The sequence below is a fragment of the Lichenicola cladoniae genome (assembly GCF_013201075.1).
GTDB classification, from domain to species: Bacteria; Pseudomonadota; Alphaproteobacteria; order Acetobacterales; family Acetobacteraceae; genus Lichenicola; species Lichenicola cladoniae.
The window spans coordinates 3,011,538-3,037,752 of record NZ_CP053708.1 but is presented as its reverse complement, the minus strand read 5'-3'; the positions used below and the strand labels follow the sequence as shown (position 1 = coordinate 3,037,752).

Here is a 26,215-nt window from a genome sequence, read left to right as displayed (position 1 = left end):
CGTATAGTCCGCCCATGTCACGTGGCGACCTGTTCCCAGAAATCGAGCCGTTCGCCGCCGGCTTCCTGCCGCTGGAACCCGTGATCGACGGGCGGACAACCAACGGCGAAATGCCGCATGTCATGTACTGGGAGCAGGTCGGTCGCGCCGATGGGCGCCCGGTGCTGTTCCTGCATGGCGGTCCGGGGGCAGGGGCGGGTATCGTGCATCGCCGCTTCTTCGATCCGCACGTATGGCGCGCGGTGATTTTCGATCAGCGCGGCGCTGGCCGGTCGCGTCCGCAGGGGTCGCTGCGAGCCAACGACACCGACGCGCTGGTGAACGACATCGAGACGCTGCGCAGGCATTTGGGGATCGAGAGCTGGGTGCTGTTCGGCGGGTCCTGGGGGTCCACGCTGGCCTTGTCCTATGCCCAGGCATACCCGGAGCGGGTGGTCGCCCTGGTGCTGCGCGGCATCTTTCTCGGCCGGCCGCCGGAAATGGACTGGTTCCTGTATGGCCTGCGCTCGGTGTTCCCGGACGCGCACGCCATCTTCGCGCAGCATGTCCCGGAGGCTGAGCGCGGCGACCTGCTGACAGCGTATCTGAGCCGCCTGGTGGATCCCGATCCGGCGATACACCTACCGGCGTCCCGAGCCTGGTCGGTCTATGAGGGAACCTGCTCGACGTTGCTACCGACGCCGGGGCCGGTGACCGGTTTCTCGCGGGATCGCGCCGCGCTGGGCCTTGCCAGGATCGAGGCGTACTATTTCCGCAATGGGTTGTTCCTGCCGCCGGAAGGGCTGCTGGGACGCATGGATCGTATTGCCCACCTGCCGGTCGAGATCGTGCAGGGCCGCTACGACATGGTGTGCCCGCCGGTCAGTGCGTTCGACCTTGCAGCGTCATGGTCCGGCGCCCGCCTGACGATGGTCCCCGATGCCGGCCACTCGGCCCTGGAACCGGGCACCAGGCGGGCGCTGATCGCGGCTTTGGAACGATTCCGGGGATGACTCCGAAACACCTTATTCGGGATGAATACTTCCTCGGATTATTGCGTTAGACCGACTGACTGCCGCCGACCTCGTCACCCCGGCACGATCGGGTGACGAACCCCAAGATCCGCTCAGGTTTCAAGGACCGCAATATGAACCGCTACGCTCGCTGGGGCATCGCCCTGGTCATTCTTCCGATGGCTGCCTGCGCAAACCAGTCGACACCTGCGCCGATGACACCACCGGGCCCGCCGCCGCTGGCAGCCGCAGACGCGACGTTCATCCAGGACGCCGCCCAGGGCGGTCTGGCCGAGGTTCAGGCCGGACAGCTTGCCCAGAGCAAGGCACGCAGCTCGCGGGTAAAGGCCTACGGCGCAAAGATGGTTGCCGATCATACCCCCGCGAACGACCAGCTGAAGCAGATCGCGACCGCCAAGGGCGCGATGGTGCCGACAGCGCCGAACGACATGCAGATGCAGCAGATGACCGCGCTCCAGGCCGACATGGGCCGCAAGTTCGATCACGACTACATCGAGGACCAGATTGCCGGTCATACGGCAATGCTGCAGCTGTTCCAGACCGAAGCGGCGTCCGGTACCGATCCGGACCTGAAGAAGTTCGCAGCCGATACCGTACCGGTCGTGCAGGCGCATCTCGATGCGGCGAACGCGCTCGAGCATGGCGGAATGCACAAGGGCATGCATAAGGGAATGCACCACCACACCGCCAGCTGATCACTCGACCAGAAGCTGAATAGTCCCGCCGCCCGGATCCGTCCGGGCGGCGGTTTTGTTTCGGCGCCGGTCAGCTTCATTCAAGGAAAGTCGTCCCATGTTCATCGCCATGAACCGCTTCCGCGTCGCGCTGGGGTCGGAAACCGACTTCGAGCAGGTCTGGCTCAACCGCGACGTGCACCTCAAGACCGTGCCTGGATTCGAGACCTTCCATCTGTTGCGCGGACCCCAGCACGAAGACCATGTGCTGTACTCCTCGCACACGATCTGGTCGAGCAAGGCGCACTTCGAGGACTGGACCCGTTCGGACGCCTTCCGTGAGGCGCACAAGAATGCCGGCCAGACCGGAACCCGCTCGCTCTATCTCGGGCCACCGCAGTTCGAGGGGTTTGAAGTCCTGCAGACCGTCGACAAGACCTGAACGGAGAAGCATCCCCATGATCCGCATCGACAAGGTCGCCACCCGCACCGGCGACGAAGGCCATACCAGTCTCGGCGATGGCACCCGCCTCGCCAAGGATGCCCTGCGTATCGAGGCGCTGGGCGCGGTCGACGAGGCGAATGCGTCGATCGGGGTGCTGCGTCTGCATCTCGACGCGGGCTCGCCCGATGGTGTCCTGCTGCAGCGAATTCAGAACGGGTTGTTCGATATCGGCGGCGACCTGTGCATGCCGGGCGAGATGGGCGACACGCTCAGGATCGACGGCCGCCTGCTCGCAACCCTGGATGCGGCGATCGAGACCATGGCCGCCAGCCAGAAGCCGCTCGACAGTTTCGTGCTGCCGGGTGGAAGCGCCGGTGCCGCGCAGGCGCATGTCGTCCGGACGGTCGTCCGGCGGGCGGAGCGCCGGGTGGTGTCGCTGGCCGCAGTGGAACCGGTCAATCCCGAGGTGACGCGCGCGCTGAACCGGCTGTCCGATTACGCCTTCGTGCTGGCCCGCCGCCTGAACGACGACGGGCGGAACGATGTGCTGTGGGTGCGGTAGCGGTCGGATGTGCTGCTTATGCAGCTGGCTCGTCATCGCCTGCGATGCACGAGCGCGGTGAAGAAATCCAACTACGCACGATTGCTTGTTGTTTCAGCGCTATTGCTTGCCTCATGCAGCGATCAGTCGATCCGTGAACCGAGCCAGATTGGCTCGGCGACCTGCATCCCGTCCTCTATCTCGTTGCCTTTGCTCGGGATGCCCGGCGACAGCCCGATCCTTCCCGTCCATTTGCACGGGACTGCGGCTGCGATGTTCTTCTCGCCGGGCTTTGTCCCGTTGTTGTTTCGAAACAATGGCGCGGTTGTTTTTCCGAAGTATCGGCGTCTGAGCTTGCGTCAGCAGGATGGCGACGTACAGCCGGTTTTCGCATCGATCGCACGGGATCTCTCGATTGGTGGCAGAAAAGCCGCAGATCGAGCAGGCTATCTTTTGCCGGAGCCCGATGATCGGACCTTGGAAAAGCGCCCGATCGTTGGCATGCTCGGGCGCGATATCCTGCGGGAAGGCTCGATCGTGGAGTTGGACCTACCGGGCCGCCGAATGACTATCGCTACCCCTCAGGTCGCTTGCCAGGGTCCTCCGCGTCTTGCTCCGCCCGGCTCGATCGACATGCAGCAGGAAATTCTGTTGGTCCCGATCCGGATCAATGGGCAGCTGATCCAGGCAGTCCTGGAACCCGACCTTCCGGTCAGCATCCTTCCAACCGGACTAGCGAACAAGGCTGGTATCAGCGATGCGGACCTCGCGAACGATCCGTCAGTCGTAACGAAATTCGGAAGAGGCGTCTTAGGAAGACGCCATTATGTGGACATTCTCGATGTTGGCAGCGTGCAGATGCAGCATGTCGCGTTCGACGTCGAGGATGATGTAAGTTATGCAATGCTCGGGCTCAACTTCTTTGATCTCGGCGTAGGGACGTTCGACTTTCAAAACCAGAAATTCGTGTTCAGGCAGACGACCGACATTCTGCCTGCTGCGACAAGGATACATTTCGACCAGACGAAGGTGGTTCAGATAAAGGTGGACGAATAGCGGCTCGCGTCATCATTCGGATGCCTACCGACCTTAGACTTCGGAAAAGCTCACGATGGCTTCTCTGAGTTCGGCAGCCAGCGTTGCCATCAATGCGGCCGCAGGCATTGCGCGGGCCAAGGGTGCGCCCTGGCCGGCCCATTGCGCCCCATATCCATTCTCTCCGGCGGCCTTGGCGGCTGCGTTGAGCGCCTTCCCGGCATCGTACGCGATCGGATAGTCGGGGCTCGCGAGGCTGGTCTTCGTCCCCCAGTCGGTGAAGCGGTTCCGGATGCAGCGGGCGGCCCTGCCGGAGATCGACCTGGTCATCACCGTGTGCGCCGCGCCGGGTCCGGCCAGGGCCTCGCGGTAGGACTGGTCGGCACCGCTTTCCGGGCACGCGACGAACGCGGTGCCGAGTTGTGCTGCGATCGCGCCCAGGTCGAGCGCCGCCTGGATGTCGCGTCCGTTCATGATGCCACCGGCTGCGATCACCGGCAGCCCGGATCCGGCTACGAGCAGTCGCGTGAGCGCCGTCATACCCAGGCAATCATCGGTCGCTTCGGGATCGAAGTTCCCCCGGTGCCCGCCTGCCTCGTAGCCTTGGGCCACCACTGCGTCGATTCCGGCTTTTTTTGCCAGGGCGGCTTCGCCCAGACTTGTAGCGCTTGAAAGAAGCACGCAGCCGGCGTCCTTCAAGGCAGCGACCTGATCGGCACGCGGCAGTCCGAAATGGAAACTGACCACCGGAGGCGCGAGATCCAGAAGAGCCGCGAACATCTCGTCGTCGTCGATCAGGCTCTTGTAGATAATCCGGAGGGTGGAAGGAGGTTCGGCGCCGAAGCTCCGGAACAGAGGTGCGAGCGCCTGCAGCCAGGCGGCTTCGCGCGCCTGGTCGCTTTGTGCGTTTGCATGAACGAACAGGTTGACGTTGAACGCCCGGCCGGTCAGTGCCCGCAGTGCTCCGATCATCGCCCGGGCGCCGGCGGCATCGGTTGCGCCCAGTCCGAGCGAGCCCAGTCCACCCGCATTCGAGACCGCGGCGGCCAGTGCCGGCGTCGATACTCCTGCCATCGGCGCCTGCACGATCGGCAGCCTGAGCGCGAGACGATCGAGAACAGACATGAGACTCTCCCTGGTCAAGCCGCCAATGCTTCCGCAGCCGGCCCGAAAAACTCGTAATGCAGGCGCTGGATGCCGACGCCCGCACCTGCGAGACCGCTGATCAGGAAGCGCAGGAACGGTAAGGGACCGCAGAGGTAGAAGTCCGCATCCGCAAGGCTGGTATGGTCCCGCAGCCAATCCACGGTGATCCGGCCGGTCACGTCATGGGTCGTTCCCACGAGATCATGCGCACCGGGCCTGCTGTAGAACGTATGGACGTCGATGCCGCCATACCGTCGCGCCAGGTCCCGAACATGCTGGTCCATTGCATGGGTCCCACTGCTTGCGGTGCCGTGCACGTAGTCGACCTGCAGTCCTGGCCAATGGCCAACGATTGCTTCCAGCATGCTGACCATGGGCGTCAGCCCGACGCCGGCGCTCAGCAGCACGAGCGGGCGCTCGGGGCGCTCGGACAAACAGAAGTCGCCGGCAGGCGGAGTGGCCGAGATCGCATCGCCGACATCCACCCGGTCATGCATCCAGTTCGACGCGGTTCCACCCGGCTCGCGCTTGATGGTGATCCGGTAGCTGTCATCTCCCGGGCCGCTGGAGATGCTGTAGTTCCGCGTCAATGGTGGGCCGGCCGGCTGCGGGATATGCACCGTCAGGTATTGCCCCGGCAGGTGCCGGATCACGGAGCCGCCGTCCTTGGGACGCAGCACGAAGGAGGTGATCGTCGTACTTTCCTGCTTCTTCTGCACGACCACGAAGTCGCGCCAGCCACTCCAGCCGCCCGGAGCGCTTTCGATGCTGCGACGAATGGCTGCCTCACGGCCCTGCATGATGTCGGCGAGATGCCAGTATGCCTGTCGCCAGGCCTCGATCACTGCGGGCGTCGCCGCCTTGCCCAGCACATCGGCGATGGCAGCCAGCAGAGCCGCTCCCACGATCGGATAGTGCTCGGGCAGCACGTGGAAGCCGACATGCTTCTGCGCTACCCGCTCCACCATCGACCCCAGCGTCTCAAGGGCATCGATGTTTCGCGCATACGCCAGCACCGCTGCCGCCAATGCCTTGACCTGGGCGCCGTCCTTGCCCTGGTTGGCCTGGTTGAACAGGGCCCGCACAGCCTCGTCCTGGAACAGCCGCTCGTACATGCGCAGGCTGATGGCTTCGCCGTATTGCGCGAGGGCCGGCTCGGTCGCCTTCACGATGGCCACGGTTTCCGGAGAGAGCGACTGGCTCATGACATGCTCCATAAGGTGTATGATCGATCCACCTTTAGGCGCCTGGCCTTAAAGATGCAATAGATATACACCTATTGACGTATCAGGACTCTCCGATCATGCGCCTCACCCGCTACACCGACTATTCGCTTCGCGTGTTGATGTACCTGGCGGTGCAGGAACCACAGCAAAGCTCCATCGCCGGGATCGCTGCCGCATACGGTATCTCGGAGAACCACCTCACCAAGGTGGCGCATCAGCTGGGTCAGATGGGCTTCATCCAGACCACCCGGGGTCGCGGGGGCGGGCTACGGCTAGGCCGCGCGCCAGCCGCGATCAATATCGGGGACGTGGTACGACAAGCCGAGGGAGATCTAGCGCTGGTCGAGTGCTTCGCCGGCGGTGCCTGCGTCATTACCGTGCCATGCCGCCTTCGCCATGCCTTGAGCCAGGCACTGGCGGCATTCCTTGCGGTACTGGATGGCTACACCCTCGCCGATCTGGTGGCCGATGAAGCTGGTCCAGCAATTGCCGGGCTACTCGGTATTCCGGAATGATCGTGTCGAGCATGCTGATCGGTAGCGGCGAGCGTAGTCAGGACAAGGTCGCCGTCGTTTCGGTGAGAGCGACCTGACCAGGGCATGTCCCGGCTATGGCTTGTCTCATCGGCATGCCTGTCAAAGCGTTGTGGTGTTCACCGATAAAAGCGCCATGGCCGCTTCTGCCTTTGGAAGAACGATAATTATCGCCCGCTGCCGTCCGGACTGCACGCTAGATGAACTTCCTTTTATTTAGTGTCATCATGCCGGTGACCATCGGGAAAGCCATTCGATGCTGACGCAAGATATGAAAGACACGCTGCATAAGCAGCGTCTCGGTTTCGTTGCCACCGTCTCCGAAACGGGGGAGCCGAACCTGTCGCCGAAGGGGACCTTCGTCGTCGTCGACGACCGGACGCTCGCTTTTGGCGATATCCGCTCACCGGGGACGATCGCCAATCTTTGCCACAGCCCCGCCGTGGAGGTGAATTTTGTCGATCCGCTCCGCCGTAAAGGGTTTCGCGCGAGGGGAACCGCGACGATCCATGCTCGGGACAGCGATATCTACCGTCTGCATCGGGCGCGCTTCGACCGGTGGGGAACGATGGCCAATCGCATCGAGCACATCGTTTTGATCGACGTACTATACGCCAAGTCGCTCTCGACACCTGCCTACGATGACGGAGCTCGGGAAGATGATTTGCGGGCTCAATGGTCTGCGACCTTGCTATCCGACTGATCGACGGGACGCTTTCGATACGATTGCGATCAGCATGGTCAGCGTCTTCCTCCAGCCCTGCCGGCCGTGTCATGCGACCGCCGGTTTTCGACGTCGAATCACCCGTTCTGGTCTCTGGAGAACGTGGTGGTGCCCCCGCACCTCAGCACCCTGAGCCTGGAGGCGCAACGCGCAGTGTCGACCATGACCGCCGGTAAGGTCATCGCGTTTCCGGGCGGTGAAGTCGTGGGGAAATAATTGGTGCTGCGGCCTTGAGCGCGTCCACCCGGCCGTCAGGCGCCGGACGCAATCAGGATGGTGACCGTGCCGAGCCGGCGGAACGGCTCGAGCTGGGCCTCGCTGGCATCGGCGTCGGTGACCAGTGTCCAAGGCCGGTCCAGCGGCGCCCAGGCGCGGGACGCGGCCTTGCCCAGCTTGTCGGAGGTTGCGAGCACGTAGATCGTTTCTGCCTGCGCGGTCATCAGCTCCTTCAGCGAGGTCTGTTCCGCGCTGGCTTCGCAGAGGCCGCGACCCGCGACGACGCCGTCCGCGCCGAGAAAGGCGCTGTCTGCGGTAATTCGCCGCATGGCCTGCTCGGCCAGCGGGCCGGTGAAGCCCAGGCTGATCGGCCGCAACGTGCCGCCGAGAGAAACGAGATCGATCCGATCCAGGCCGCTCAGCGCCTGCAGGCTGGTCAGGCCGCTGGTCACGACGCGCAAATCCTTGCGGTCGCGCAACCGGTTGGCGAGAGCGCCGACAGTACTGCCCGCATCCAGGATAACGGTCTGGCCATCAAGCACATGGTCTGCCGCCAGCGCCGCGATCGCGTTTTTCTGCGCGTTTCGCTCACCGAGCCGCTCGGTGAGCGGCTGCTCGGGCTGCACCGGGCCGGGCAGCGCCGCCCCTCCATAGGTACGCAACAACGCGCCTTCGCGCGCCAGCACCGCGAGGTCGCGCCGCACCGTCGAGAGCGAGATGCCGAGCTGCTCCGCCAGCGCCTCGGCGCTCGCCATACCGGCACCGATATGCCGGAGCATGTCCAGCCGCCGGGCACGTGCCACCTTCATGCGCGGTTTCGCCCTGGCAGGATCACGCGTCCGCTGGAGCCAGCGCGATCGCCTGCCGCAGCGCCTCGAGCAGGGAACGCTCGTCGGCGATGCCCTTGCCGGCAATGTCGAAGGCGGTGCCGTGATCGACCGAGGTGCGGATCACCGGCAGTCCGACAGTGATATTCACTCCCGATTCGAGACCCAGGACCTTCACCGGTCCGTGGCCCTGGTCGTGATACATCGCCACCACCATGTCGAAATCTCCCCGACCGGCGCGGAAGAACAGCGTGTCCGCCGGCAGCGGCCCCTCGACATCCCAGCCCTTGGCCCGGCACGCCTCGATCGCCGGAACGATCTTCTCCGCCTCCTCACCCTGGCCGAACAGGCCGTTCTCGCCGGCATGCGGGTTGATGGCGCAGACACCGATCTTGCGCCGCGACAGCCCTGCCTTCACCAGCACTTCGTGACCACGGGCAATGGTACGCTCCACCAGGCCGGGCTCGATCTTCCGGATCGCGTCCATGAGACCGATATGGGTGGTGACGTGGATGACGCGCAGGTTCGGCGCGGTGAGCATCATCGAAACCTCCTCGGTCCCAGTCAGCGCCGCCAGCATTTCGGTATGGCCGGGATAATGATGACCGCCGGCCTGTAGCGCCTCCTTGTTGAGGGGGGCGGTGCAGATCGCCGCCACCTTGCCGGCAACCGCGAGTTCCGTCGCCACGCGCAGATACTGATAGGCGGCATCGCCTGCGACCGGCGACAGCTTGCCGAACGGCAGGTCGTCCGGGATCAGCCCCAGGTCGATGCAATCCACCGTGCCCGGCTCAAACTTCGCATCCTCGACGGCGAACAGCGATCGCACCACCAAGTCGGACCCGACGATCCGTCCGGCGCGTTCGAGCCGCTTCGCATCCCCAATGACCAGCGGGCGACACCGCTCATAGAGCTCGGCATGGGCCAGGCTCTTCATGATGATCTCGGGGCCGACACCGGTGGCATCGCCCATGGTGATCGCAATGAGGGGCAGCGTCATGGAAGAAACTCCGGTCGGGAACGGTTTGGAACGTAGCCGGCGTGCAGCAATGCACGACAGCGCAGGAAGGTCTGCTCGGAGCCGAACGCCCCGGCCTTGGTAACGACCGGCAGGCGCCGCCAGCCTTCGGCCAGGGACAGCGGCACGCCGGGCTCGATCTCGCCGCACAGGCGCAGCCCCGCGGCGCGGAATGCGAGCAGCACCGCCCGGGCAGTCTCGCCGCCGGCCGAAACCAGCGCGCCGATGCGGTCGGCATGCGGTGCGGTCAGGCTGGCCAGCGCGTGGCACAGAACCAGGCCGTCGCGCGGATCGGCGTCCGGCTCGGCTTCCAGCGACACCACCACATCATGTCCGGTCTCCAGCGCCGCATCCAGTTCGCGCTCGATCCCGCGCCACCGGGTCGTCCGGGCGCCGTCACGAAGCGCCGCGGGGGGCACCAGCAGGTGTTCCACGTCCGGACGCTCGGCGAGCAACGCGACCTGCCGCGCGGACACCGCGGAGAGCGAGCCGATCACGAACAGGATCGGGCCGGACACTGCAGCGACCGGGCCGCCAGCCGAACGGCCCGTGGCGAGTTGCGGCAGCATGGAAGCCGGGACGTGGCCTGCGAGACCGGCCGATCCGGCCCAAATCACCTGCCGCCCGAGTGCGGCGCCGGCCTGCGCGATCCGGCGCAGGTCATCCTCGCTCTCGGCGTCGCAGCACAGCACGTCGATCGCGTCCCCGGCGGCGGCCGTCATCGCCCGGGAAAGCCGGCTATCCCGCACGGCGGCAAGGTCGAACACCGCCGAGCGCAGATCCGCCGATGCCATCATCTCAGGCAGGTAGGCCGGGCCCTGCATGCGCTCGCGCTGCCAGATGACGGTCTGTTCCATCGGAATGCCATCGAGCAGCTGAACGCCGTCGCGGGTCGTGCGCCCGGTAGCGGGAAATGCGGGTGCGAGCACGATGATTGCAGGCCCGAACTCACGCCGGGCGGCGAGCGTCGCGGCCAGCTCGGTCGCCACGTGGCCACGCAGGGTCGAGTCCAGCTTGCGGAACAGGATCCGGTCCGGGGTCCCGTGCAGCCGCACCAACCGCGCGGACTCGGCTGCCGCATCCGCCGACGAGCCGCCCCGTGTGTTCGCGTCGATAGCCAGTACCTGGCAATCGAGCTCGTCCTCTCGCTCGCCCAGCACCACCAACGTCCCATAGCCGGCTGTCGTGCACGCGATGCCGCAATCGGCGGCGCCGGACAGATCGTCGGCGATGATCACCATCTCGATCATGTCGGATCGACCGGTATCTTCCGCTGGACGAAGCGCGCCCAGCGGGCGGTCAGGATCGGGACCAGCAGGCTGGTGACGATCACGCAAGATGCGACCAGGATCGTCGCCGGTGCCGCGGCGGCCTTGTAAACGGGATTGGCGGCGGCAATCAGGGCCGGCACCGCCGCGGCGTTGCCGGCTGTCGAGGCGGCTGCGATGCCGGCTGTTCCGTTACCCCCTGAGAGCCGGTCGGTCACGATCAGCGCCACGCCGGATACCGCGACCACCGCAAGCCCAAGCGCCACCCCGAGCAGGCCGGCGCTCCAGACCCGGTGCAGATCAAGGGTCGTCCCGAGCGCGAAGGCGAAGAACGGGATCAGCGTCGGTGCCGCAACACCCAGGAAGCTGCGCATCTCGCGATCGAAATTGCCGATGACGATGCCGGCCAGCAGTGGCAACACGGCACCGACCAGCGTCTGCCATGGGAACGCCGACAAGCCCGCGACACCCAGCGTCACCATGGTCAGGAAGGGTCCGGACTCGAGCGTCATCACCGCGTAGGCGCCGGCTTCTTCCGGGCGGCCGAACTGGTTCATCAGCGCCATGTAGAGGCCGCCGTTGGTGTCGTTGATCGCTGCCACCACAGCCAGCGTGGAGAGTCCGGCAAACCATCCCGACGTGACCGGCTGCTCGCCGAGCACGTGGCCCAGCATCAGGCCGGCTCCGATACCGAGCGCGATCTTGGTCGCCAGCAGCACGCCGCCACGCCGCGCCACGCGAGGCAGGGCGCCGAGCGCAATCGTGGAGCCCATGCAGACATAGAAGACGGCGAGGATCGGCAGCGCCCCGTGGAACAGCGCGCCGGTGAAGGAGCCGAAGAACGATGCCGTCTGAGGGACCAGCGTCGCGAAGGCAGCGCCAATCGCAAGCGGCACGACCATCATGCCCCCGGGGATCCGGTCGAGCCCCCGCTTGATGGCGATCTGCATACGGAACTCCCGGCTGATCAAGCAAATATTTGCGCGTTTCGCGCAGATTGCAAGGGGTGAGGGCTGTCGGTTCGTTTCGCCGCTGCCATCGTGTCGGGGCGCACACGTCAGGCACAGGAAACATTGCCCATCACGTCAGGATCGCTCGCGACAACAAGTTGAACCATATGGCCTAGGCTTGTGATCCTCGATGGCACACTGCCGCCGCAAGCGATCACGGGTGGCTGCCGCGATTTGCGCTTAGGTGCGATCGGCCGGCGTCGCTCAGCGGCCGCGCGGCTCGGGCACCTGGAGGCTGGTCTTCAACTCGTCGATCGCGGTGCGAACGCCCAGGGGCAAATGGCTGGCTGCCGGCCAGACGGCGTGGATCGGGCTGGTCGCCGGCAATAATTGTGGCAGCACAGGCAACAGGACGCCGCGAATAAGCGCATCCTCGACAAGCCAGTCGGGCAGCCACGCGAGACCGACGCCGGCGATCGCCGCGTCCATGATCGCGCCCAAATCGTCGAGCCGGAACCTGGATTCGGGGCGCACGACGAGAGCGGCATCGCCCGTGCGTGGGAAGGTCCACGGGTGCGTGCGGCCGCCGCGGGAGTAGGTGATGGCAACATGCAAGTCGAGCATGTCCGGTCCCTCGGGACGGCCGTGACGATCGAGATAGGCGGGTGACGCGCACAGCATGGTGCGTTCCTCGCCGATCCTTACCGCGATCAGGCCGGTCACAGGGTCGAGCGGCCCCATCCGGACTGCGAGATCGACCCTATCGCCGATCAGGTCGACCAGCCCGTCGCGGAAATCGAGTTCCAGGGCAAGAGCCTGATGTCGTATCGCCAGCCTGGTGAGGACGGGCGCCACCTTCAGTCTTCCATAGAGGACCGGCATCGAGACGCGCAGTATTCCGCTGATCTCGCGACGTCCCCGCTCGAGCTGCGAACGTCCGGCTTCAAGTTCGGCAAGGGCGCGATGGCAGTGCACGTGGAACGCATGGCCATCCTCGGTCAGGGTGACGCGGCGCGTGGTCCGTTGCAGCAACTGGGCGCCGAGCCGGATCTCGAGCCTCGCGATCGCCTTCCCGACCGCCGACCGCGACAGGTTGAGATGGCGCGCGGCCGCAGCGAATCCGCCGAACTCGACAACGGCGACAAAGGTGGGGACGTCCTCATAGATGTCGATCATCCGTGGATTGTAGACCTCAGCGCGACAAAGTGGAGCCGAGATGGCGCGACCGTGGTCATCAGGCACTTGGTAGACATGACGGGCGCCCCGCCAGGATTGGAACCACGCCATGCTCGATCGTCGAGACATCGTTCGCCTTGCCGCTGTCGGTCTGTTCGCCGCCGTCCCGGTTTCCCGCGCGATGGCATCGGCAGGGCTGTCGGCAGGCGAGCGACTGAACCAGGCCGGTCCGGAAGCGGATCTGCTCGCCGGACGGACGGGACGCTGGCTCGTTACGGAGTCCGCGTGGTCTGCACCGGGCGCCGTTCCGGTGACGACGAGCGGGCTGATCGCGGTGCGGCGGATGATGGGAACCCTGTCGCAGGAGATCATCCGTCCAGCCGGCGACGATGAGTCGCGCGACGTGCGCCGGACCGACCTCCTGACGTTCAACCGGCTCGAAGGACGCTGGGACTACATGTCGTTCGACACGCGCGGGCCGGACGGAATGATGGTCGCCTGGAGCCGCGACCGGGGCGGGAACGGCAGCATCGTGCTCGATTTCGCACCGTTCGCGAGTCCCCGTCCCGGGCCTGACGCGGTCGGACAGTTTCTGCGGCTGGATCAGGTCATTCGTTTCGTCGATGAGGATCATGACGTGAAGGAGCAGTACTTCAGCCCTGCGGACGGAAGCGATGTCCGCTGGCTGGGGCACCGCTACAACTACAAGCGGATGCCGGATCACTCCTCATCGGCTGCCGCCGGCCACTAAAGTCTGGTTCGTCACGCGCACCGGCGATCGATCGTCCCGGTGACGTTGCGCCCGGGGTGGAGCGCAACGTCGCCGGAACAGGAAACATCCCGGCCGGATCGATCAGGTTCTTACTTGGGATAGCCCGCCTGATGCATCGTCCGTTCTGCGGCGGTGTTCGCGGTCGACAACGCGTTGTCGACCGTCGTGGCACCGGTCAGCGTCGCGGCGATGATCTGGCCAACCTGGGTTCCGATACCCTGGAACTCGGGTATGTCGACGAACTGCGCACCCACATACGGACGCGGGTTGGCGGTCTTGCCGTTCGGATTGGAATGCTGGATCGCGGCAAGCACGAAGTCGGAGAACGGGGCCACCTGCTTATAGTCGGGTGACTGGTACGCCGAGATACGCGTGCCCGGCGGGATGTTCACCCAGCCATCGGTCTCGGCGACCAGCGCGATATACTCTTTAGACGTGGCCCAGGTGATGAAGGTCTTGGCCGCATCGACATGCTTCGAGGAGGACGGGATTGCCAGGTTCCACGACCACAGCCAGGTCGGACCGCCCTGGAACGAACCGGTCGGGATTGCCGCGAAGCCGACCTTGTCGGCCACCTGGCTCTGCTTCTTGTCGTAGACCGTGCCCGCGGCACTCGTCGCGTCGATCCACATCGCGCAATGGCCCGACGAGAACAAGGCGAGGTTCTCGTTGAAGCCGTTCGAACTGATGCCGGGCGGCCCGTCGGCCTTCAGGATGTCGCTATAATAGGTCAGCGCCGTGTGCCATGCCGGGGTGTTCAGCGTCGCCTTCCAGTTGGCGTCGAACCACTGGCCGCCGAACGCCGTCACCAGCGTGCTGAAATAGGCTATGTTCTCGCCCCAGCCCGGCTTGCCGCGCAGGCACATGCCGAACACGTTCTGCGACTTGTCGGTCAGCTTGTCGGCGAACTGGCGGATCTGCTCGTAGGTCGGTGCCTCGGGCATCTTGAGCCCGGCCTTGTCGAACAAATCCTTGCGGTAGAGCGTCATGGCGCTCTCGGCATAGAACGGCAGCGCGTAGACGTGGCCCTGGTAGCTCAGCCCGTCCTTCACCGGCCCGATGATGTCGTTCTCGTCATAGCTCGCCGGCAGGTTGTCGAAGCTCTGCAACCATTTCTGCTTGGCCCAGAGCGGCACCTCGTAGTTGCCGATCGTCATGATGTCGAACTGGCCGCCATGCGTGGCGATGTCGGTGGTGACGCGCTGGCGCAGTGTATTTTCCTCCAGCACGACCCAGCGCAGGTGGATGTCGGGATGCGCCTTCTCGAACACCGGAGAGAGCTTCTGCATCTCGATCATCTGCACGTTGTTGACCGTCGCGATGGTCAGGGTGGTGTCGGCGGAAGCGGCACCCGCTCCCAGTGCCAGGCCGGCGGCCGCTACGGTCGCTAGCAGGCGATTATGTGTCGTCATGGTGTGGATCCTCCCCAGAACCCGGATATCGTTTGGCCGGTGAGTCCCGACCGTGGCCCAACGTTACGGTAACGAGTTCAGTTCATCCAGTTGCCTCCGTCGATATTGTAGGTCTGCGACACGATATAATCGGCGTCGGCGCAGGCCAGGAAGGCGGCCAGGCCGGCGATCTCGTCCGGACGGGCCATGCGGCCGAACGGCACCGCGGCCGCGACCATGCGCTTCTTCTCGCCGGGCTGCAGGTTCTCGTACTTGGCGAAGCTCGCATCGACATGCTCCCACATGTCGTTATCGACCACGCCCGGCGCGATGGCATTGACGTTGATGCCGTGCTTGATCAGGTCCAGCCCGGTGCTCTGGGTCAGGCTGATTACCGCCGCCTTACTCGAGCAATAGATCGCCACCAGGGGTTCGCCGCGCCGGCCGGCCTGCGAGGCGAAGTTGATGATCTTGCCGGCGGCACCACCGCCAGCCGGCCGACCCTGCGCGATCATCTGCCTTGCGGCCGCCTGCAGGGTGAACAACAGCCCCTCGACATTGACTGCGTAGACGCGGCGATAGCTCTCGCGGGTGATTTCCACTGTCGGCGCCAGGTCAAATATGCCGGCATTGTTCACCAGGATGTCCAGCCGGCCATGCTCGGCCACCACTGCGGCGATCATCGCGTCGATCGAGTCCTGCCGCGTTACATCCAGCGCCATGCCGCTGCAGGCACCGCCGATTTCGGCAGCGGCGGCCTTGGCCCCGCTCTCGTTCAGGTCGCCGATGATGACCGTGGCACCCTCCGCCACGTAGCGCGTGGCGATGGCGCGGCCGATGCCCCGGGCGGCGCCGGTGACGACCGCGATCTTGCCGTCGAGTCTCTTGTCCATGTCCGGTATTTCCCTGGGATGATTGCGGTTTGTTGGTCAGGCGGCGCAGGCGCGGGCGTAGAGCCGCAGCACGTCGCGGACGGCTTCGATAAGCAGCGTGCGGGCATCCGGCGTCAATGCGCCGGTCATCACGCGATCATAGAAGCGCGGCAGGTACTGGCTGATCAGTGTCTCGGACAACCTGGTATCGCCAAGCCGCTGCATCAGCGCGTCGGTGGCGGCACGGGCTTGCGGATCAGGCCAGTAATAACGGATGCGGTCGCTATAACTGTAATGACGCAGCAGGCGCTGTTCGTTCGGCGTGCCGGGATAATGCGACTGCCAGTGCTTCGGCTCGGCCAGCATCAGCGTCTCCATTTCGGCGGGCAGGCGGGGCGCCGCCGGCAGCATCGCGTGCGCGATGGCGTCGAGCCCATACAGCGTCTCGCGCAGGGCGAAGGTCAGGCCCGGACCGACCTTCAGGATCGGGAACCCGTCCAGCACCAGCCGTCGCAGGGCGGCCTCCGGCTGGTAGTCGGTCGAGTGCGCCTCGAATACCAGCCCGGGTAGCCCGGTCAGCGTCGCGGCGAGATCGCGCGCCGCATCCGGCCGGTAGATCACCACCTCCTCGTGCCCGAACTCGACGCCCGGCTGCACCACCATCGCGATCACCCGGCTCCAGGCGCCGGGAGCGACCTCGCGGAAGGCGCGCTCATGCACGTCGTAGGTCGCCCGCACCGCACCCGCCTCGGTCGGAACCAGATGGTCGAGCGCCTCGGTGGCACCGCCCGGCGTCGGGACCTCGGTGCCGATGATGTAGACCGGGGCTGCCGGAGCGCAGGCTTCGGCCCGCGCCGCCAGCCGGGCCGCGCGGGCGGCGGTGAGCTCGTCGGCCAGCGCTGCCGGCTCACCGGCGCACCCCATGCTGCAATCGAGATGCAGTTTCTCGTAGCCCGCCAGCGCATAGGCGGCGATCATGTCCTCGGCACGCTGCATCGCGTCCTCGGCCGGCAGATGCTTCCAGGGGTTGGGACCGAGATGGTCGCCGCCGAGAATGATCCGGTCTCGGTTGAAGCCGACGCGATCGGCGATCGACATGACGAAATCGCGGAAGGCCGCCGGGTCCATCCCGGTATAGCCGCCATCCTGGTTGACCTGGTTGCAGGTCGCCTCGATCAGCGCCTCGGTGCCGTCTTCCCGCGCCTGCAGCAGGGCCGCCTCGATCACCAGCGGATGCGCCGAACAGACCGATGTGATGCCCGAGGGGCGTCCGGCGGCGCGATCGGTCGCCAGCCGCTTCAACGTATCGATGCTCATGCGGCGTCTCCTGCGATCAGCGCGTCGAGTGCTACGAAATCCGACGTGCCCTCCATCGGCCCGCGCTGGCCCACGGCGAGGGCGCCGCTGGCGTTGGCGTAGCGCAGGCTGTCGGCGATGCTGCGTCCCTGCAGGCGGCAGGTGACGAAGGTGGCGCCGAAGCAATCGCCGGCGCCGGTCGGGTCGATCTCGGCAACCTTGAAGGCAGGCACGAACAAATTCTGCGTGCCGTCATGCCAGGAGGCACCCTCGCTGCCGCGCTTGACGACGATGCCGGATACGCCGAGGCCGAGGATCTCGGTGATCGCATGCTCTTCCGTCGTCGCCTCGGTCAGCAGCATCAGCTCCGGACCGCTCGGCATGAACAGGTCGCAATATTGCAGCATCATCTCGAGTGCCGCTCGCATCTCGGGAATGTTCAGCATCTCCTTGCGGACGTTCGGATCGAAGCTGATCGTGCCGCCCTGCGCCTTGACCTGCTCGATCGCCTTCTTGGCCTCGTCGATGAGCCGGAACGAGAACAGCGACGAGCCCATGATGTGGAGGTGCGCGCACTGCGCCAGGAGAAGCTGGCCTTCCTCGGTGATCCGCGTCTGGCCGCAGGCGCTGTTCTTGATGTTGAACACGAAGTCACGTTCGCCGCTCTCGCGATAGCGCACGAAGGCGCTGCCGGTGACCTGGTCGGGATGTACCCGGATCGCCGAGGTATCGACGCCGTCGGCGCGCAACCGCTCGATATTGAGCCAGCCGAAATCGTCGTTGCCGACGCACGAGATCAGGCCGGCCTTCTGGCCGAGCCGCGCGACCTGGTCGATGAAGATCGCCGGCGCACCGGACGGGAATGGTCCACGCAGGGACAGCGGTTCGCGGAACCCGTCGCCCCGCGTATCGGCCATGATCTCGACGAGAACCTCGCCGATCGTGACGACGCTTTTCGTGGTGGTGTCCATCAGGATTGTGCCTTCTTGGCTCGGATATCCAGCCAGACCGCCACCAGGATGACGATGCCCTTGACGATCAGCTGATAGAAATACGGGACCGACAGCATGTTCATGCCGTTGTTGATGACGCCGATGACCAGAGTCCCGAGCAGCGTGCCGACCATCGACCCGGAACCGCCGGACAGGCTGGTGCCGCCGAGCACCGTCGCCGCGATCGCATCGAGTTCGTAGCCGGTGCCGGCGTTGGTCTGTGCCGAAGACAGCCTCGACGACAGCATCATGCCGCTCACCGCTGCCAGAACGCCGCTCAGCATGAACACGACGATGCGGATCCGGTCGATCCGGATGCCGGAATAAGTCGCTGCCTCCGCATTTCCGCCGGTGAGATAAGCTCGACGACCGAACACGGTCTTGACCTGCAGCACGTAGGCGATGACGAACAGCGCCAGCATGATCCAGACCAGCACCGGAACGCCGAGCCACTGGTCCGAGCCCATGTCGAGCCAGGTATCGCTGTCGATGGCGGTGGGCAATCCACCCGTGGGCAGGCTGACCAGGCCGCGGAACGCGCCCATCGTTGCGAGCGTGACGATGAACGAGGGCATCCCCAGCTTTGCCACGATCACGCCGTTAATCGCGCCCATCACCAGCCCGGCGGCGAGTGCCGCGATGATGGCAGGACCGATGCCGGTGCCGTGCGCCATGCATTGTGCGGCCGCCATGCCGGCAACGGCGATCATCGAGCCCATCGAGAGGTCGATCTCGCCCAGCATGATGACGAACGTCATGCCGAACGCGGCGACGGCGATGACCGCGACCTGCTGCATGATGTTGACGAAATTATCCAGCGCCAGGAAGCGTTGGCTCAGGCACGAGAACACGATGACCAGCAGCAGCAGCGCCGCGACGATGCCTCCATACTGACGGCCACTGGCCCGCACGGATGGCATCGTGCGGTTCAGTCCAGCGGCTAGAATGCTCATGCGGCGCTGCGTGTCGCGAGGCCGGCGGCGTGGGTCATGACGATTTCCTGGGTTAGGCCGGCCGATGGCAGGGTGGCTGCGAGCGCCTTGTCATGCATGACGACGATGCGATCGCTCAGGCCGAGCACTTCCGATAATTCCGATGAGACCAGCAGGATGACCGTGCCTTCGGCTGCAAGCTGGCGAATGATCCGGTAGATCTCGTACTTGGCGCCCACGTCGATGCCGCGCGTCGGCTCGTCGAGGATCAGCACGCGCGGCGATACCGCCAGCCATTTGCCGAGCACGATCTTCTGCTGGTTGCCTCCGGAAAGCGCTCCAGCCGCTGTCGCAAGGCTTGCCGTCTTGACCGCGAGACGGCGCACTTCGGTGTGCGCGGTGTCACGTTCCAGGCGCGGATGCGCAAGCCCGAACGATGGCGCCAGCGCCGCATGACGGACCGCGCCCATGTTCCGCTCGACGCTGTGCTGCAGCACAAGCCCCTCCTCTTTGCGGTTTTCGGTGACGAAGCCGATCCCGAGCCTGATCGCCTCGAGCGGATGCCTGGGTGCCACCGCAACGCCGTCGAGCAGGATCTGCCCTTCGGTGACGACCTGCTGGCCGAACAATGATTTCATCACGTCGGACCGGCCTGCGCCGATCAATCCGAAGAAGCCGAGCACCTCCCCGGGACGTACCTCGAAGCTGATGTCGCGGAACAGTCCGGGCGCGGTCAGGCCGCGCACCGAAAGCCTCGATGGCGTATCCGGCGGCGGCGCCGGGACGGTCCGTGGCGGATACAGCTCGTCGATCGGCCGGCCGACCATCTGGGTGATCAGGCTGCCGATACTGGTTCCGGCACGAGCCTGGGTGGAAACGTGGGCGCCATCGCGCATCACGGTAATCGTGTCGGAGATGCGCATCAGCTCGTCCATCCGATGCGAGATGTAGACGATCGCCACTCCCTCCTGCTTCAGCCGCTCCACCACCCGGAACAACTGGTCGGCCTCGTTGTCGCTCAGCGAGGAGGTCGGCTCGTCCATGACCACGATCTTCGCAGGCCGGCTCAGCCCCTTGGCGATCTCGACCAGCTGCCGTTCCGCCAGACGCATGTGCCGGACCGGCCGACGCACATCCAGGCGGAACCCCAGCCGCTCGATCAGCGACGCCGCCGCATCGTGCAGGCGGCGCGTCTGCAGGAAGCCGAACCGGCTGGGCTCACGTCCCGCGAAGATGTTTTCGGCGACACTCAGGTTCGGGCTCAGGCTGAGCTCCTGGAAGATGATGGAGACGCCGGCCTGCATCGCTTCGGTAGGTGACGCCGGGCTGAACGGCCGCCCGTCGAGCTCCATGCTGCCGGCAGTCGGCTGCAGCACCCCGCCCATGATCTTGATCAGGGTCGACTTGCCGGCGCCGTTCTCGCCCAGCAGCGTGTGGACCTGCCCGGCATGCAGGTCGAGGCTGACCTGGCAAAGCGCATGAACCGGCCCGAACGACTTCGCAAGGTCGCGGATCCGCATCACCGGTATCGTCCCGACGGATGATGCGGACATCGCCTGCGCCTCCTATTTCGCCGCGTCGGCCTTGGTGTAGACGCCCGGAACGATCAACTGCTTCGGCTCCACGGTCTTGCCGGCGATCAGCGCGACGGCGCTGTCGATCGCCTGTGCGCCCATGCGATCCGGATACTGGCGAATGACACCGACGAATACCGGGTCATGGTCGACGGCGGTCCGTGCTTCCTGCATGCCGTCGAAGCCGATCACCTTGACCGTGCCGGCCCGCTTGGCGCTGTGGACCGCGGACACGGCCGCGAGGGCTGCGTCGTCGCCGAATCCGAAGATCCCGGTGATGCCCGGGTTGGCCTGCAACATGTTCTGTGCGACCGACAGCGCCTCGGCGCGGGTGATGCCAGCCTGATCCGCCACGATCTTCACGTTCGGATGCGCTTCGAGCGCGTGCCGGAACCCGTTCACCCGGTCGACCACGGACTGCACGGTCGGGTAGTCGATGATCCCCACCTGGCCGGTATCGCCGAGCTGGCTCGCCATCAGTTCGCCGGCCTTCTCGCCACCGGCATAGTTGTCGGTGCCGACATAGGCGGCAACGTCGGCATGCTTTGCCGGCACGTCGACGGTGATGACCTTGATGCCGGCCTTCTGCGCCTTGCGAACGGCGCCCCGGACGCCGGATGAATCGACCGGCGAAATGATGATGACGTCGACCTTCTTGGTGATGAAGTCCTCGACATCGGCAATCTGCTTGTTCAGGTCCTGGTTGGCGATCGAAACCTGCAGCGTCACGCCATCCTTCGTGGCTTCTTCCTGCATCGCGCGGCCGAGCTCGATATAGAAAGGATGCTGCTGCGTCAGCAACGATGCGCCGATGACCCCGGCGGCCTGGGCTGGATGCGCCAGGGCGGCGCCGGCAAGCAGCAAGGCAGTGGCGGTGAGTGTCGTCGAGAGCTTCATGGGAGCGTTCCTGTCGTTTATTTTGGTTTGCTGAAGAGATAGGCGGTGGTTTTCGGCAGCGGCACCTGATGGAAGCCGGTTTCCGCCAGGTGCCCGAGCGCCTCCCGATGGGCGCTCGCTGGCAGGATCACGTGGTCGACGCACTGTGTCGCAAGCTGCGGCAGGCCGACCGCGGTGTGCAGGCCGTTGCCATTCACCAGTGCGACGGCATGGCCTGCACGCCGGGCAGCGGCGCGGTTGAACGGCTCGGACGCACCGGGCGGCAGCAGCAGCGCCGCCGGCGAGATCGCCTGCACCTGCAGGACGAACAGCCCGATCACGTGCAGGCTGAGCGCGTGCAGGCTCTGCGGCCCATCCAATCTGTTGCTGTCCCGGTCGAGCTCCCCGCCGAGCAGATGCAACGGCCCGTCCAGGCAGGCACGGGCTATCGCCAGCGCGTTCAGGTCGGACAGCACGAGCCTGAAGTCGATGCCGGTCGGCAAATGCGGGATCAGTTGTCCGGTCAGGCTGCCGGCACCGAGAAGAACCGCCATGTCCTGGCCCGCCAGCCCCGCGGCGATCCGGAGCATCGGCAGCGCTTCGGTGCGGGACAGGTCGGGCAGGGCGGCAACCTTGATCCCGGCCGTCGGATTGGGACGTGCCTGGCCGGCCGAGCGCACCACGAGGCCCTGTTCCTCGAGGTACGCCAGATCGCCGCGGATCGTCACCACGGAGACGCCGAGCTCCTTGCTCAGCGCCTCGACACGGGTGATCCCATGCCGGCGGATCCGGTCGGCGATGGTCAATCTGCGCTGCAGAACGACGCTGCGTGATCCGATCGACACCTGGGACGGTCCAGACCTGTCAAAACATGCAAGCCTATCGAAACGAAAGACCTGACTTACGGTTCGAAAGCTCTACAGCCTCGTATCTTCGACCGCAAGCGTCCTGGCCGAGGAACGCCAGGCGCGGGATTTGCAGTTCCTGGGAAGCCGCAGACTCGAACAACGCTCGCAGGAACATCCGGCGGACGGGCCGGACCTGGCCGGAAACCGACAGCCGGCTTTGGTGTGGGAGGCCGTGCAGAGCGGATAAAAGCTGATACTCACATCTTGGCGGCTTTCGACTCAAGGCAGACTCTCGTGGCATATACGCCGGCCTCGGGGTGAACCGCCGACAGAGCGAACCTGGACGACTGCTCGAAGAACTCTTTCGTGCGCCTAGCAGATCGGCGGATTGAGCCTCGCGAAGCCCTCTTGTCGCAAGTACGGAAAATATGGATAGGGCGCGGTTACGGTGCTGGCTTCGTCCAGTGCGCGCATCTGATCAAGCGTCAAAGCCCACCCCACCGCTCCGAGATTTTGGCGAAGCTGCTCCTCGTTTCTTGCTCCAATGATCACCGAGCTTACCGTCGGGCGTTGGGTAAGCCAATTCAGCGCGACCTGCGGGACAGTTCTGCCAGTTTCCTCGGCGACAGCCTCAAGCGCGTCCACGACCCGATAGAGATGTTCGTCTTCCACCGGCGGCCCAAATGATGCCGTGTCGTGCAACCGGCTGCCTTTAGGCAAGGGCTCACCGCGACGTATTTTGCCGGTCAGCCGCCCCCAGCCGAGCGGGCTCCAAACCAGGGCACCAATACCCTGATCTCTGGCCAGCGGCATCAACTCCCATTCGTAGTCGCGGCCGAGAAGCGAGTAATAGACTTGGTGAGCGACATAGCGCGTCCAGCCGTTGCGGTCGGCAACGCCCAGCGACTTCATCACCTGCCAGCCAGAAAAATTGGAGACCCCGGTGTATCTGATCTTGCCCACCCGAATGAGTTGATCGAGCGTCGCGAGCACTTCATCGACCGGCGTTGCGGCGTCGAACGCGTGCAGCTGGAGCAGGTCGATATAGTCGGTTCCCAGCCGCCGCAGAGCTTCCTCGACCGATCGAAGTATCCTGGCGCGCGATGTCCCGGCGTCGTTCGGACCATTCCCCATCGGCAGCGCCATCTTCGTTGACAGAAGCACCTGCGAGCGACGCCCTTTGATCGCTTCGCCGAGCACGGTCTCGGAAGCGCCGGCCGAGTATACGTCCGCCGTGTCGAACAGGGTAACGCCGGCGTCGATGCAGATGTCGACGAGACGCCTTGCCTCGGCACCCTCGGTATTGCCCCACGCCCCGAACAAAGGACCTGACCCGCCGAACGTCCCGGCACCGAAGCTCAGAACAGGCACCTTCAACCCAGAGTTGCCGAGTTGGCGATATTCCATTGTTTATCTCCTGTGATCAGTCTTTGGGCCCGCGATCAGCGGCCCCTGAAACTCTCGAGATCGACGGCCGCAGCCATTGCGAGATTGCCTTCATCACCGGGGTGAAGGTGGTCACCGCTGTCGAAGCGTGGCAGCAGTCGGCTCGGACTTTGGGGATCGGCAAGCACGCGATCGAAATCGACCAGCGCGTCGAAGGCCCCCGACGTCCGGATCCATTCATTGACCCGACGCCGGAGCACGTCCTTCTCGAGGCTGTAATAAGTTGAGGCCATCGGCGTATCCGGAAGCGCGTCTACAAAGGGCGAAAGCGTGCCGCCGATTATCCGGAGATTTGCCGCATGGCCGCGCGCGATCACAGCGGCATATCCCGCAATCATGCGCTCGAAGGTCATCGGCGCTTCACGCGGTGCAAAGGCAGTCCCGGGCCAGGCAATGTCGTTGATGCCGATCAGCAGGATCACCGCGCAGATACCAGGCTGGCTTGCGACGTCGCTGTCGAACCGTGCGAGGACGTGCTCGCCCATGCCGTCGCTTAACAGGCGAGCCCCGGAGATGCCCGCATTCACGACCGCGTAACCATTCCTGGCGGCCGCCGGCGCTAGGAAGTCTGGCCAACGCGCGTCACGATCGAGCGTAGCGCCAGCACCGTCGGTGATCGAATCACCCATGACCGCGACGACTCCCAGCGGTGCAGGACAGGCCACGTAGATCGCCTTCAGCAGCAGTCGTCGTTCGGTTGTGGCACGACTGACCGGCGAAGCGACATCGAGTTGATCGCCCTGCAGGATGTAACCGGTGCGCCGGCCATCCCAGTGAAACCCGCCGAGCCGCGGGGCATCTCGCAGCCTGATCGAGATGGCGAGACTGTCGCCGGACGCGACCTCCAGGCCTGCGGCGTCGCTTGCCACGACGGCATCCGGCGGAATGGTGACTGTTTCCGCACCGCTGAACGTCACAACCCTGCTTCGAGCGGCGTCGATCCGACAGCCACCGACCGAGGGTGCGACAACGATCTTGTCCAACGACGTCGGGACTGCCCCGTATCGATTGCTGATCAGCAACCTGATTTGATGCCCGGCATATCCAAGCTGAACCACCTGCCGGAGTGTGACATCATGCAGGTCGCTCGGCAGGTCGGCGGCCAGTGGAAGGCCGTCCGACCAGACCGGCTGCGGACTGGCAAACCAGGCGGGGGCCCATTGCAGTGGATACCCTTCCGGCGCTTGCTGCCTCGACTTGGCAAGACGGCTCCTCATCAGGCAGCCCGCCGCGCGACCGGGGATCTCTGCAGGGTCACTGCCAAGCCTGCGGCGACGATGGCGGCAAGCGGAAAGAGCGCCGCGACCGACGTCAGCGAAAGCAGCCCGAGCCGGTCAAGCGCGATACCACCGATCCAGGCGCCGATCGCATTACCCAGATTGAAGGCGGCAATGTTGAAGCTCGACGCCAAACTCTCGGCGGCACCACGTGTCTGCCTCAGCACCCAGGTCTGAAGGGGGGCTACCGTCGAGAACGTCGCGAACCCGAGCGCCGCGACGGCGAACAGGGCCCCGACCCGGGAGGTGAACAGCGGCCCAGACACGAGAAGTACCGCCAGCAGAAGGCCAAGCGTTCCGAAGATCGCGGCCACGAGGGAGCGGTCGGCCAGCCGGCCGCCGGCCAAGTTGCCGAGCACCAGACCACCGCCGAAGAGGAGCAAGATGGGTGAGATCGCCCGCGCCCCGAAACCGCTTACCTGCGTCAGCAGCGGAGCGATATAGGTGAATACGGCGAAGACTCCCGCATAGCCCAGGACCGTCATCAATAGACCCATCAAGACCGGCAGCCGCAGGATCGCCCGCAGATCGTCGTGCATGCTGGAGCCGCCACATTCCGGCCGATCGGCCGGGAGGAGCCTGGCGATGATGGCCAAGCCCAACACCCCGACGAGGGCGACCGCCCAGAACGTCGCCCGCCAGCCGGCGAGCTGGCCGATCCATGTGCCGATCGGCACGCCGAGGATGTTGGCAACCGTGAGGCCGGTGAACATAACAGCGATCGCCGAGGAGCGACGACCGGGCGCAACCAGATTGCTCGCGACGACCGAGCCCACGCCGAAGAACGTGCCGTGCGCGAACGCGGTGACCACCCGCGCCGCCATCATCAGTTCGTAGGTCGGCGCAATCGCGCAGCCGATATTGCCGACGACGAAGACGGCCATGAGCACCAGCAGGGTTCGCTTGTGAGGCCAGCGGGCGGTAGCGAGCGTGAGCACCGGCGCGCCGACCACCACGCCGAGCGCGTAGCCGGAGATCAGCAGGCCTGCGGTGCTGGTTGAGACGCCGAAGCTGGCCCCGACCTGCATCAACAGGCCCATGATCACGAACTCGGTCACTCCGATGGCGAATGCGCCGGCGGCCAGGGCCAAGAGAGGGAGGGGGATGCCGGAGCGTGTTGCCATGCGACGAACATGGCAGAAGGCCT

General features: G+C 65.3%; 26 protein-coding genes. 8 read left to right on the top strand and 18 right to left on the bottom strand.

The window, feature by feature from the left end:
* Nucleotides 1-14 precede the first annotated feature (14 nt).
* The 5 genes from pip to HN018_RS13835 all read left to right on the top strand — a co-directional run bounded on the left by pip (nt 15) and on the right by HN018_RS13835 (nt 3,729).
* Nucleotides 15-992: a prolyl aminopeptidase gene (gene pip / locus HN018_RS13855; RefSeq protein WP_171836705.1), complete on the top strand. Its 978-nt coding sequence runs from the start codon at nt 15-17 to the stop codon at nt 990-992.
* 134 nt (nt 993-1,126) lie between these two features.
* Nucleotides 1,127-1,708 (top strand): DUF4142 domain-containing protein, encoded by a 582-nt coding sequence (locus tag HN018_RS13850; RefSeq protein WP_171836704.1) that lies wholly within the window; start codon nt 1,127-1,129, stop codon nt 1,706-1,708.
* A 97-nt stretch (nt 1,709-1,805) separates the two neighbouring features.
* Nucleotides 1,806-2,129, top strand: a complete 324-nt coding sequence (locus tag HN018_RS13845; protein ID WP_171836703.1) for an antibiotic biosynthesis monooxygenase family protein — start codon at nt 1,806-1,808, stop codon at nt 2,127-2,129.
* A gap of 16 nt (nt 2,130-2,145) precedes the next feature.
* A complete protein-coding gene (locus tag HN018_RS13840; protein WP_171836702.1) occupies nt 2,146-2,694 on the top strand; it encodes a cob(I)yrinic acid a,c-diamide adenosyltransferase in 549 nt (182 codons plus the stop codon).
* Nucleotides 2,695-2,751: 57 nt separating this feature from the next.
* Nucleotides 2,752-3,729: a retropepsin-like aspartic protease gene (locus tag HN018_RS13835; protein ID WP_171836701.1), complete on the top strand. Its 978-nt coding sequence runs from the start codon at nt 2,752-2,754 to the stop codon at nt 3,727-3,729.
* 33 nt (nt 3,730-3,762) lie between these two features.
* Here the strand turns inward: HN018_RS13835 and HN018_RS13830 are convergent, their stop codons facing one another.
* A complete protein-coding gene (locus HN018_RS13830) occupies nt 3,763-4,833 on the bottom strand; it encodes an NAD(P)H-dependent flavin oxidoreductase (RefSeq protein ID WP_171836700.1) in 1,071 nt (356 codons plus the stop codon).
* A gap of 14 nt (nt 4,834-4,847) precedes the next feature.
* The gene (gene hmpA, locus HN018_RS13825; RefSeq protein ID WP_171836699.1) at nt 4,848-6,059 is read right to left on the bottom strand and encodes an NO-inducible flavohemoprotein; all 1,212 of its coding nucleotides are present in this window, start codon (nt 6,057-6,059) and stop codon (nt 4,848-4,850) included.
* 98 nt (nt 6,060-6,157) lie between these two features.
* On the opposite strand from hmpA, the gene HN018_RS13820 reads away from it, so the two are divergent.
* Together HN018_RS13820 and HN018_RS13815 are read left to right on the top strand one after the other, a co-directional pair.
* On the top strand, nt 6,158-6,595 hold the full coding sequence (locus HN018_RS13820; RefSeq protein WP_171836698.1) for an Rrf2 family transcriptional regulator: 438 nt from the start codon (nt 6,158-6,160) through the stop codon (nt 6,593-6,595).
* 274 nt (nt 6,596-6,869) lie between these two features.
* Nucleotides 6,870-7,316: a pyridoxamine 5'-phosphate oxidase family protein gene (locus tag HN018_RS13815; RefSeq protein WP_171836697.1), complete on the top strand. Its 447-nt coding sequence runs from the start codon at nt 6,870-6,872 to the stop codon at nt 7,314-7,316.
* 272 nt (nt 7,317-7,588) lie between these two features.
* Here the strand turns inward: HN018_RS13815 and HN018_RS13810 are convergent, their stop codons facing one another.
* From HN018_RS13810 to HN018_RS13790, 5 genes are all read right to left on the bottom strand, one after another.
* Nucleotides 7,589-8,362: a DeoR/GlpR family DNA-binding transcription regulator gene (locus HN018_RS13810; RefSeq protein ID WP_171836696.1), complete on the bottom strand. Its 774-nt coding sequence runs from the start codon at nt 8,360-8,362 to the stop codon at nt 7,589-7,591.
* A gap of 22 nt (nt 8,363-8,384) precedes the next feature.
* Entirely contained in the window at nt 8,385-9,380 is a 996-nt protein-coding gene (gene pdxA / locus HN018_RS13805) for a 4-hydroxythreonine-4-phosphate dehydrogenase PdxA (protein ID WP_171836695.1), read from the bottom strand.
* On the bottom strand, nt 9,377-10,648 hold the full coding sequence (locus tag HN018_RS13800) for a four-carbon acid sugar kinase family protein (protein WP_171836694.1): 1,272 nt from the start codon (nt 10,646-10,648) through the stop codon (nt 9,377-9,379). Before HN018_RS13800 ends, pdxA begins: the two co-directional genes overlap by 4 nt.
* The gene (locus HN018_RS13795) at nt 10,645-11,616 is read right to left on the bottom strand and encodes a 2-keto-3-deoxygluconate permease (RefSeq protein WP_171836693.1); all 972 of its coding nucleotides are present in this window, start codon (nt 11,614-11,616) and stop codon (nt 10,645-10,647) included. The genes HN018_RS13800 and HN018_RS13795 overlap by 4 nt, the downstream gene beginning before the upstream one ends.
* A gap of 264 nt (nt 11,617-11,880) precedes the next feature.
* Nucleotides 11,881-12,792 carry a LysR family transcriptional regulator gene (locus HN018_RS13790; RefSeq protein ID WP_171836692.1) on the bottom strand — a complete coding sequence of 304 codons (912 nt, stop codon included), beginning with the start codon at nt 12,790-12,792 and terminating at the stop codon, nt 11,881-11,883.
* Between the two features lie 109 nt (nt 12,793-12,901).
* Between HN018_RS13790 and HN018_RS13785 the strand changes: the two genes are divergently transcribed.
* The gene (locus HN018_RS13785) at nt 12,902-13,543 is read left to right on the top strand and encodes a hypothetical protein (RefSeq protein ID WP_171836691.1); all 642 of its coding nucleotides are present in this window, start codon (nt 12,902-12,904) and stop codon (nt 13,541-13,543) included.
* Nucleotides 13,544-13,653: 110 nt separating this feature from the next.
* Here HN018_RS13785 and HN018_RS13780 read toward each other — a convergent pair whose 3' ends face one another.
* The 11 genes from HN018_RS13780 to HN018_RS13730 all read right to left on the bottom strand — a co-directional run bounded on the left by HN018_RS13780 (nt 13,654) and on the right by HN018_RS13730 (nt 26,192).
* Nucleotides 13,654-14,976 (bottom strand): ABC transporter substrate-binding protein, encoded by a 1,323-nt coding sequence (locus tag HN018_RS13780; protein WP_171836690.1) that lies wholly within the window; start codon nt 14,974-14,976, stop codon nt 13,654-13,656.
* 77 nt (nt 14,977-15,053) lie between these two features.
* Nucleotides 15,054-15,848, bottom strand: a complete 795-nt coding sequence (locus HN018_RS13775) for an L-iditol 2-dehydrogenase (protein ID WP_171836689.1) — start codon at nt 15,846-15,848, stop codon at nt 15,054-15,056.
* Between the two features lie 36 nt (nt 15,849-15,884).
* Complete coding sequence (locus tag HN018_RS13770; RefSeq protein ID WP_171836688.1) at nt 15,885-17,144, bottom strand: D-tagatose-bisphosphate aldolase, class II, non-catalytic subunit; 1,260 nt, start codon at nt 17,142-17,144, stop codon at nt 15,885-15,887.
* On the bottom strand, nt 17,141-18,094 hold the full coding sequence (locus tag HN018_RS13765; protein WP_171836687.1) for a tagatose kinase: 954 nt from the start codon (nt 18,092-18,094) through the stop codon (nt 17,141-17,143). The genes HN018_RS13770 and HN018_RS13765 overlap by 4 nt, the downstream gene beginning before the upstream one ends.
* Nucleotides 18,094-19,068 carry an ABC transporter permease gene (locus HN018_RS13760; protein WP_204259533.1) on the bottom strand — a complete coding sequence of 325 codons (975 nt, stop codon included), beginning with the start codon at nt 19,066-19,068 and terminating at the stop codon, nt 18,094-18,096. Before HN018_RS13760 ends, HN018_RS13765 begins: the two co-directional genes overlap by 1 nt.
* Nucleotides 19,065-20,600 carry a sugar ABC transporter ATP-binding protein gene (locus tag HN018_RS13755; protein WP_171836686.1) on the bottom strand — a complete coding sequence of 512 codons (1,536 nt, stop codon included), beginning with the start codon at nt 20,598-20,600 and terminating at the stop codon, nt 19,065-19,067. The genes HN018_RS13760 and HN018_RS13755 overlap by 4 nt, the downstream gene beginning before the upstream one ends.
* 12 nt (nt 20,601-20,612) lie before the next feature.
* On the bottom strand, nt 20,613-21,518 hold the full coding sequence (locus HN018_RS13750; RefSeq protein WP_171836685.1) for a substrate-binding domain-containing protein: 906 nt from the start codon (nt 21,516-21,518) through the stop codon (nt 20,613-20,615).
* A 17-nt stretch (nt 21,519-21,535) separates the two neighbouring features.
* Entirely contained in the window at nt 21,536-22,342 is an 807-nt protein-coding gene (locus tag HN018_RS13745; protein ID WP_171836684.1) for a DeoR family transcriptional regulator, read from the bottom strand.
* 375 nt (nt 22,343-22,717) lie between these two features.
* Nucleotides 22,718-23,752, bottom strand: a complete 1,035-nt coding sequence (locus HN018_RS13740) for an aldo/keto reductase (protein WP_171836683.1) — start codon at nt 23,750-23,752, stop codon at nt 22,718-22,720.
* 35 nt (nt 23,753-23,787) lie between these two features.
* Complete coding sequence (locus tag HN018_RS13735; protein ID WP_171836682.1) at nt 23,788-25,008, bottom strand: SGNH/GDSL hydrolase family protein; 1,221 nt, start codon at nt 25,006-25,008, stop codon at nt 23,788-23,790.
* A complete protein-coding gene (locus HN018_RS13730; protein WP_239478663.1) occupies nt 25,008-26,192 on the bottom strand; it encodes an MFS transporter in 1,185 nt (394 codons plus the stop codon). The genes HN018_RS13735 and HN018_RS13730 overlap by 1 nt, the downstream gene beginning before the upstream one ends.
* Between the last annotated feature and the right edge of the window lie 23 nt (nt 26,193-26,215).

Coding starts and splice junctions, on each gene's coding strand:
- pip (WP_171836705.1), top strand. CDS start 15: ATGTCACGTGGCGACCTGTTCCCAGAAATCGAGCCGTTCGCCGCCGGC.
- HN018_RS13850 (WP_171836704.1), top strand. CDS start 1,127: ATGAACCGCTACGCTCGCTGGGGCATCGCCCTGGTCATTCTTCCGATG.
- HN018_RS13845 (WP_171836703.1), top strand. CDS start 1,806: ATGTTCATCGCCATGAACCGCTTCCGCGTCGCGCTGGGGTCGGAAACC.
- HN018_RS13840 (WP_171836702.1), top strand. CDS start 2,146: ATGATCCGCATCGACAAGGTCGCCACCCGCACCGGCGACGAAGGCCAT.
- HN018_RS13830 (WP_171836700.1), bottom strand. CDS start 4,833: ATGTCTGTTCTCGATCGTCTCGCGCTCAGGCTGCCGATCGTGCAGGCG.
- hmpA (WP_171836699.1), bottom strand. CDS start 6,059: ATGAGCCAGTCGCTCTCTCCGGAAACCGTGGCCATCGTGAAGGCGACC.
- HN018_RS13820 (WP_171836698.1), top strand. CDS start 6,158: ATGCGCCTCACCCGCTACACCGACTATTCGCTTCGCGTGTTGATGTAC.
- HN018_RS13815 (WP_171836697.1), top strand. CDS start 6,870: ATGCTGACGCAAGATATGAAAGACACGCTGCATAAGCAGCGTCTCGGT.
- HN018_RS13810 (WP_171836696.1), bottom strand. CDS start 8,362: ATGAAGGTGGCACGTGCCCGGCGGCTGGACATGCTCCGGCATATCGGT.
- pdxA (WP_171836695.1), bottom strand. CDS start 9,380: ATGACGCTGCCCCTCATTGCGATCACCATGGGCGATGCCACCGGTGTC.
- HN018_RS13800 (WP_171836694.1), bottom strand. CDS start 10,648: ATGATCGAGATGGTGATCATCGCCGACGATCTGTCCGGCGCCGCCGAT.
- HN018_RS13795 (WP_171836693.1), bottom strand. CDS start 11,616: ATGCAGATCGCCATCAAGCGGGGGCTCGACCGGATCCCCGGGGGCATG.
- HN018_RS13790 (WP_171836692.1), bottom strand. CDS start 12,792: ATGATCGACATCTATGAGGACGTCCCCACCTTTGTCGCCGTTGTCGAG.
- HN018_RS13785 (WP_171836691.1), top strand. CDS start 12,902: ATGCTCGATCGTCGAGACATCGTTCGCCTTGCCGCTGTCGGTCTGTTC.
- HN018_RS13780 (WP_171836690.1), bottom strand. CDS start 14,976: ATGACGACACATAATCGCCTGCTAGCGACCGTAGCGGCCGCCGGCCTG.
- HN018_RS13775 (WP_171836689.1), bottom strand. CDS start 15,848: ATGGACAAGAGACTCGACGGCAAGATCGCGGTCGTCACCGGCGCCGCC.
- HN018_RS13770 (WP_171836688.1), bottom strand. CDS start 17,144: ATGAGCATCGATACGTTGAAGCGGCTGGCGACCGATCGCGCCGCCGGA.
- HN018_RS13765 (WP_171836687.1), bottom strand. CDS start 18,094: ATGGACACCACCACGAAAAGCGTCGTCACGATCGGCGAGGTTCTCGTC.
- HN018_RS13760 (WP_204259533.1), bottom strand. CDS start 19,068: ATGAGCATTCTAGCCGCTGGACTGAACCGCACGATGCCATCCGTGCGG.
- HN018_RS13755 (WP_171836686.1), bottom strand. CDS start 20,600: ATGTCCGCATCATCCGTCGGGACGATACCGGTGATGCGGATCCGCGAC.
- HN018_RS13750 (WP_171836685.1), bottom strand. CDS start 21,518: ATGAAGCTCTCGACGACACTCACCGCCACTGCCTTGCTGCTTGCCGGC.
- HN018_RS13740 (WP_171836683.1), bottom strand. CDS start 23,752: ATGGAATATCGCCAACTCGGCAACTCTGGGTTGAAGGTGCCTGTTCTG.
- HN018_RS13735 (WP_171836682.1), bottom strand. CDS start 25,008: ATGAGGAGCCGTCTTGCCAAGTCGAGGCAGCAAGCGCCGGAAGGGTAT.
- HN018_RS13730 (WP_239478663.1), bottom strand. CDS start 26,192: ATGGCAACACGCTCCGGCATCCCCCTCCCTCTCTTGGCCCTGGCCGCC.